Origin of the sequence: Plebeiibacterium sediminum (assembly GCF_026013605.1) — a bacterium.
GTDB classification, from domain to species: Bacteria; Bacteroidota; Bacteroidia; order Bacteroidales; family Marinilabiliaceae; genus Saccharicrinis; species Saccharicrinis sediminus.
The window spans coordinates 1-7243 of sequence record NZ_JAPDPJ010000121.1; the positions used below are offsets into that span (position 1 = coordinate 1).

4 protein-coding genes are annotated in these 7243 nt (G+C 32.8%); 1 reads left to right on the forward strand and 3 read right to left on the reverse strand.

Translation table 11 applies throughout. The features are described from left to right. Nucleotides 1-93 precede the first annotated feature (93 nt). From OM075_RS23845 to OM075_RS23855, 3 genes are all read right to left on the reverse strand, one after another. A complete protein-coding gene (locus OM075_RS23845) occupies nucleotides 94-1059 on the reverse strand; it encodes a substrate-binding domain-containing protein (RefSeq protein ID WP_301193069.1) in 966 nt (321 codons plus the stop codon). 177 nt (nucleotides 1060-1236) lie between these two features. Further along, nucleotides 1237-3981 carry a beta-galactosidase GalA gene (galA, locus tag OM075_RS23850; RefSeq protein ID WP_301193070.1) on the reverse strand — a complete coding sequence of 915 codons (2745 nt, stop codon included), beginning with the start codon at nucleotides 3979-3981 and terminating at the stop codon, nucleotides 1237-1239. Between the two features lie 133 nt (nucleotides 3982-4114). Further along, complete coding sequence (locus OM075_RS23855; RefSeq protein ID WP_301193071.1) at nucleotides 4115-5539, reverse strand: sialate O-acetylesterase; 1425 nt, start codon at nucleotides 5537-5539, stop codon at nucleotides 4115-4117. Nucleotides 5540-5929: 390 nt separating this feature from the next. Between OM075_RS23855 and OM075_RS23860 the strand changes: the two genes are divergently transcribed. Continuing rightward, nucleotides 5930-6901, forward strand: a complete 972-nt coding sequence (locus OM075_RS23860) for a glycoside hydrolase family 5 protein (RefSeq protein WP_301193072.1) — start codon at nucleotides 5930-5932, stop codon at nucleotides 6899-6901. Nucleotides 6902-7243: the final 342 nt, after the last annotated feature.

The window sequence follows — 7243 nt, forward strand, 5'->3', positions numbered from 1 at the left end:
TTCTCAATAAAGCTTTTGAGAATTGGTTTTAAGAAAAAAGATAATTTAATTTGAATAATCTAAATCAATCAGACAGAGTTATACTTACATATCCTAATCAGCAATATTTTTTTGATCAATAATAAATGGCTCAAATAATAAGGCTTCAACTTCTTTTTTTCTATTATTCACAAATCCATTTAAACCTTTGTCTTTACTTCCCTGGTGAATCTTTTCAACCAAATCAACTAAACCAAAAGCTAGATTTTTAAGTGGCTTATCAACAGTCATGCTTACCTCATTATTATTAATTGAAACGCCTAATTGGTCGGAGAAATCCTGTGATGTAATAATAGTATTTTGCGGATCTCTATCGTTTTCCTTTAGTACATCAACAACAGCTAGTGCGATAGGGGTGTTACAGGATATAACAGCATCGATAGGCTCTGTAAAGTATTTTGCTACTTTAGAAAATTCATATTTTGCAACATCGTACGACCATCCTTCAATAAAATTCTTATATACTAAATTATAATCACCGCTAGCATTTTCCTTCACAAATACTTTTTCAATGCCGTCTTTAACCATAATTGCATTCGCATCGTTACTATCTCCATACATAAAAACAATATTACCTGAATTAATTCTGGTAAAAACATAATTTGCCATCATCTCCCCAACTTTATAATAATTGAAAGAAACGATATAATCCAAATCACAATTTTGAATTAGTCTGTCATATGCAACTATTGGAATGTCACTATCATTAGCCAAACGAACAATCTGTGCAGCACTGTTTTGATTTGCCGCAACAATAACTAAAACATCAACATTCTGTTCAATTAGTTCCTTTGCCTGTTCTATCTGAACTTCTGCATTGCCGTCAGCATCTTTTATGATCACATGAAAACCTTTTTCTTCACTTCTTTGCTTAATCAATGCCACATCCTTATTCCATCTTACTTTTTCTAAGGAATGAATAAGGAAACCAAAAGTTATATCAGAAGAATTTTTATTTGATTTACAAGAAGTAAAACCTAATATTACCACAAATAATAAACTGTAGACTTTGATATTCATAGACAGATTTTTATTGATAAGATACTGATTTTTTTGCTTTACTTTTATTAAAATATTCCTCAACCTAAGTTTTTTTTTACGGTTAAAACTGATTTTTGTTTACAGATATCTCAACAAAAAATGGTTTGCTCATATTTTATAAAACAAGCAAACCATTTTACTAATACAAGTCAATTTTTACTCGACGTTAATAAGAATATCTTTAGATTTAATTCCTTCAGCCCTCGCCTTTAGCAAAATTTCTCCTGGTTCTGCATCCGATTGAATAATTACCTGAGCTTTACCATTATACAACTTACGTTCCCAATTTGAGGCTTTGTTTAATATTTGAATTACACCAGGTTGCTTATTTATAGAAGTCCATGCATTAACTGGCATTAAAGGCTTACCTTCAATAGTTATAGTGTTAGTACCAACTCTTAACCAATCATTATTTAAAGCAAATTGAGCCTTTTCACTACTTTTTAGCAAGTCTTGTGTAATTAGTACTCCATTTATATAAATATTCTGCTTTTCTGACACATATTTATAATACCAGGTTAACAGTTGATGTTCGGTAGGTAGTTCCTCTAACTGAAAAGAAGTAGTTAATACTTTTTCGCCTTCTTCATATATTTCGGCAACCTCAGGTAAAGTTATCAACTTATAGTCATCAACAAACTTTTCTTTTTCCAGTGAAGTTGGATTTCCATTTCCTACGCCAATTATTTTACCAGGTCCATCTAATTCGAAACTGATTATATTATTGACCGTTGGAACTACATTCCCTTTTTTATCCTTTACCTCCACCGTTAATACTGAAATATCATTACTTTTTGCTGATAATGTAGTTTTACTTGCAGATAATGAAATTTCATCAGGCATTCCTGTTGTTGAACGTTCTGTTGTTTGTATCAGCTTTCCATCTTTAAAAGAATAAGCTTTAATTGTACCTTTTTTATAAGGTACTTTCCATTCTAAATGTCCATTTAATTCCATCACTTTTCGCCCCAAAGTTTTACCTTTGAGCTTAAGTTCTACTTCCTGTGCATTGCTATAAACCCATACATCAATTGTGTCACCTTCCTTGCCGTTCCAATTCCAGTGAGGTAAAATATGTAATACAGGCTCATCTTGCCACCATGATTTTAAATAGTATACGTTATCCTTTGGAAACCCACATAAATCTATCATTCCAAAATAGGAAGTAACCGATGGCCATGCGTAAGGCGTAGGTTCCCCCCTGTAATCAAAGCCTGTCCAGATAAACATTCCTGATAAATAATCTCGTTCAGCATAGTGTTTCCATCCTTCCTCAATTGAATACCAATTTGCTCTGGGTTCTCTGTCATAGGCTGCTTTATAATGCTTTTCATCATCATCAAAATAAATACCCCTTGTTGCATAAGTTGAACCTTCTTCTGTTCCTATGGATGGCTGATTTGGAAACAATTGATGATGCCTGTCGGTATCCCATTGGCCAAGATAATTGTACCCAACAACTTCAACAACGCTAGAGGTTCCATTGTTACAACCTCCGCTAATGGCCACATTAATTTGTCTGGAAGGATCCAGATTTTGAGCAAATCGCTGCATGGTTGGAGTAATCTGCTCTCCCAATACATTACATTCAATACCCCATTCTTCATTACCTAAAGACCATATGATAACTGAAGGATGATTGCGATCACGTTTTATAACTCTTTTCATTTCATGAAGCGCATGATCTGTTGTACCCATCAATCGGTTTTCATCAATAACCAAAATTCCCATCTCATCACAATATTTCAGCAGTTCGGGTGTTGGTGGATTATGTGAACTTCGATAAGCATTACAACCAAAGTTTTTAAGCTGTTGCAATCGCCATTTTATTAATTCATCAGGGATTGCGCATCCAACTCCCGCATGATCCTGATGGTTATTGGTTCCTTTTAACTTTATATGTTTTCCGTTTAAAAAGAACCCTTTATTGGCATCAAAATAAACCGTACGAATTCCAAATGAAGTTTGGTATTCATCAATTATTCTATCACCTTCCTTAATTTGCGTTTTTAATGTGTATAGATATGGATGGTTAAGAGACCACAAAATCGGATTATTTAGACTCAGACTATCCTTCTGAAGGTTCTTAGACATAGCTGAAATGAAAGCATCGTGAGAAATCAGAGAATCAATAATCAGACTGTCTTTATTTAAAATATAATGACGTATTGAGTAAGCACTTGTTTTTAGTCCTCTGTTTTCGATCTCAGTTTCAATGACTAATTTAGCCTTGTTTCCATCTAATTCAGAATAAATAAAAGTTCCGTCCTTGGGAATATGTAAAGGTAAGGTTTTACGAAGCCATACATGTCGATAAATTCCGGCTCCTTCATAATACCATCCTTCTTCCATGGAAACATCTGCCCGAACAGCCACAACGTTTTCACCTCCATAATTTATCACATCTGTAATATTGTAGCTAAAACTCTGATAACCGCTGGGTTCATTACCCATATAGTGACCATTTACCCAAACTTTTGCATCTCGAGACACACCATCAAAATCCAGGAAAATCTGCTTCCCTTTATCTTCACGAGTGACAACAAATGTTTTTCTGTACCATCCAACTGAAACGTCAGGGAAACCAGGACCTACAGCCTTATACCCATGACTGTGACTTCCCTTGCTATCAAAGGGCATTTCTACAGCCCAATCGTGAGGCAAATCAATGGGTCGCCATGCCCTGTGGTCAAAATCTTTAGATGCGGCTCCATCACCATATCCTGCTTTTGCCATATATGAAAAATATCCTGTTCCCGTATTATAATCCTGAGTTTTATCAAAAGGATGGCCAAAAGCAAAAAACCATCCTTTATCAAAACACACATTACTTCTACTCATTTGAGCAAAACCATAATTAGTCAAACAAGTAAGGATAAAAACAATTAATAATTTCTTCATTATCTTTATAAGATTATAGATAAGATTCGTTAGATAAAACCTGCCTAGAGCATTATGTAATAAACTTGTAACTAGAGAATTAAACTTACCACAACAATCTTTAACTAATACAATTTTAAGTCTTTACTTACTGTTACAATGAATGCATTACTTTACTCCATTCTTCTGTTGTAAAACTAGAAGCTGGTAAATTATCTTTATTAAAAAGGTTTAATGTCGCTGAATTTGTCCATCCCAAACGTACATGTACAGGGGCTTTAACTTCTTTAGAAGATACGATTACCTTATCATTTTTTATGACAGCTTTTGCCGGATACCATTTCAAATCTTTTCCAGCTACTTCAAACATTTTTAACTCTTTTTCAGTACAATGTAATCCCTCACTATATTTAAAAGACACTTCCACTTTGTTTCCATTGATGGTATAATCTTTAAATAATGGTCCAGACAATGGATATTCTGTTAATCCATATGTTTTGTTTAGAGCAGAATAAGCAAAACGTTTTCCTGCATCTATTTTATTTCGAGGATGGATATCAGTAGTATCACCAATATCACTTACAACAATCATATTTGAATTTGGAATAACATCCAAGGCCCTGCGTTGCGCATCCCGAATTTCGACACCACTGGTTTTCTGGTAATCTTTAAATGGAGCAATTTGAGCATAATGGAATGCAAAATTTGTTTTAAACTCTTCGCGCCAGCATTTCACCAACACTTTGAGCATATCTGTATACGCATAAGAATTATCAACATTTGCCTCACCCTGATACCATAAAACACCTTTTATGGTGAATGGAATGATCGGTGCAATCATAGAATTGAAAGTATATCCTGGTTTATTTGGTGCCCATGGAAAATAAGGAACTTTATTTGCTGCATCATTCAGATCCGGATTACCCAGAATCTTTTCTGAAGGAATCCATGCTTCTACAGGTGTTCCTCCCCAATTTGAACTTATTAAACCGACAGGAACATTTAATTTTTGATTTAATTCTCTTCCAAAGAAATATCCTATTGCACTAAAGTCTTTCATTGTTTCCGGAGTACATTTTATCCATTCTCCATCAACATCAATACAACGATATGGAGATGTTCTCCAATTCACATGAAATAAACGAATTTCCTCATGCGTTGCATTTTTTATTTCCTCTTCACTATTTATAAAACCATAGCTGGCACACCATTCCATATTTGATTGTCCGGAACATAACCAGACTTCTCCCATTAAAATATCATCAATAACTACTTTATTATAACCTTGTATGGTAATATGATGGGTTTCTCCAGATTTAGGTGTATGCAACATAAAACTCCAGTGACCATTATTATTAACAACCGTTTTTAGAGTATCATTACTCCACGATGTTGTTACTTTAATGTTTTCAAATGGTTTACCCCATCCCCACAATTTTACATCGGCATTTTGTTGCATAACCATATGATTGCCAAAAATTGATGGTAGAGAAACATTGGCTGTTATTGTATGTTCGGCAAAAAGAAATAGAATTGAAATTAACAGCATGCTAATTCCTTTGTAAGATTTAATTTTCATTTTTATAGATTTAATTTTCGATTTCGATTCTCAGATTCTGAAAACAAAAATACAAATCTTAGCAATCTAAAATTTGTAGTATTTCTTCATTTAATAATAGTATTATAACTATACAAATGTACAATAAATACACTCTTAAGTGATTATATAATGTTTATAGATACAGGTTAATATGTTAATAAACACATTAACAACATCACACCTATACATCTCATTACCATATCATTAATCACACACACAAATAGACATATCAATTACTTTATCATTAAACATAGTCACTTATATTATAAGATACTAAATCGAATCTACGAGTTTCTTTATGATAAATGATTTTTCGATTTTTAAATATTTTCCTCTATCTTCAATAGTCATCACTTAAAATCTAAATCAATGAAAAACCTCTTTAGTTTATTTTTCTTCTTTTTTATTGCCATTCATATTTATGCCCAATCACCAGTTGAAAAGAACGGTGCTTTATCTGTAACAGGAAATAAAATTTTGAATAAAAATGGAGATACAGTATCTCTGGCTGGGAATAGTCTTTTTTGGAGTAATACCAATTGGGGTGGCGATAAGTTTTATACAAAAGATGTTGTAAAGTGGTTAGTTAATGATTGGAATACTGCTATTATAAGAGTTGCAATGGGTGTAGAAGTTAATGGTGGATATTTAAATGATGTCACGAATAAGCAAAAGGTAAAAACAATTGTAAATGCAGCTATTGAAAATGGTATTTATGTAATTATAGACTGGCATTCTCATCATGCTGAAGATTATCAGAATGAAGCGATAACCTTCTTCAAAGAAATGGCTCAGCAATATGGAAAATACGAAAATGTAATATATGAAATTTATAACGAACCCCTTAATAATATATGCTGGAGTAAAACAATTAAACCCTATGCTGAAGCTGTTATTAATAGTATCAGAACTTACGACCCGGATAACCTTATTGTTGTTGGAAGTCCCAGCTGGTCGCAGAATGTTGATATTGTTTCATTAGATCCCATAACGAAATATAAAAACATTGCTTATTCTTTACATTTTTATGCTGGATCTCATGGTGATAAATTAAGGCAAAAAGCACAAAAGGCCTTAGATAATGGCATTGCCCTTATGGTAACAGAATGGGGAACAGTAAACGCTGATGGAGATGGAAAGGTTGCTATAAAAGAAGTGGAAGCATGGATGAAATTTATAGCTGATAATCAATTAATACACTGTAATTGGGCTGTGAATAATAAAAAAGAAGGTGCTTCTATATTAAAACCAAATACCAATATTGATGGCAACTGGTCTGATAGTGATTTGACTGAATCAGGAGTGATTGTTAAAGATATTATAAAAAGCTGGGATAAATAAAAGCACATAAAGCACTAATTAAAGTCAACATAACTTACAGCAATATTGAAAAAAATATTATAGCTGTATAATCAATTCAAAACATTAATACTATTAAGAAATGATTATACAGCTATTTAACCACCTTGATTTTAGTCACCATATTTCAAATTAATTTGCTCTTATAGGTGCACATTAAAATCTAGTGAAAATCGCATTATTTTGGATATGTAAGTATAACTCTGTCTGATTGATTTAGATTATTCAAACTAAGTACATGACAAAAGTTTATAACATTCATCTAAATCGCTGTTATTTATTGGATTGATTAACGCGTTTGCGATTCTAATCAGTCCGTATTTA